Source organism: Exiguobacterium sp. s131, from assembly GCF_018617345.1.
GTDB lineage: Bacteria > Bacillota > Bacilli > Exiguobacteriales > Exiguobacteriaceae > Exiguobacterium > Exiguobacterium profundum.
Genome location: NZ_JACSJX010000014.1, coordinates 1 through 433, shown reverse-complemented (window position 1 = coordinate 433; position 433 = coordinate 1). Strand labels below are relative to the sequence as shown.

Sequence of the window (433 nt, the reverse complement as noted above, 5' to 3'; positions counted from 1 at the left end):
AACAAGGTAGCCGTATCGGAAGGTGCGGCTGGATCACCTCCTTTCTAAGGAAAATGCCCATGTGGCATTGCCCATCGTTCAGTTTTGAGAGACCAAAACCTCTCTAAGAGGGCCTATAGCTCAGCCGGTTAGAGCGCACGCCTGATAAGCGTGAGGTCGGTGGTTCGAGTCCACTTAGGCCCACCATTTTTATGAACAATTCCAATACGGGGCCTTAGCTCAGCTGGGAGAGCGCCTGCCTTGCACGCAGGAGGTCAGCGGTTCGATCCCGCTAGGCTCCACTTTTGTTCCTTGAAAACTGAAGATTCATCAAGACATCAAAAACCAATTTCACATATGGTCCGTAATGGACCGTGTGTCTTAGACGCTAGATCAAGGTAGAAAGGGCGTACGGTGGATGCCTTGGCACTAGGAGCCGATGAAGGACGCGACG

At 52.0% G+C, this 433-nt stretch carries 2 tRNA genes; both read left to right on the top strand.

Going from position 1 to position 433, the window contains the following annotated elements:
• Window positions 1-109 precede the first annotated feature (109 nt).
• Window positions 110-186 (top strand) — tRNA-Ile (locus KNO69_RS15250).
• 22 nt (window positions 187-208) lie between these two features.
• A tRNA-Ala gene (locus KNO69_RS15245) sits at window positions 209-281 on the top strand.
• The last annotated feature ends 152 nt before the right edge of the window (window positions 282-433 follow it).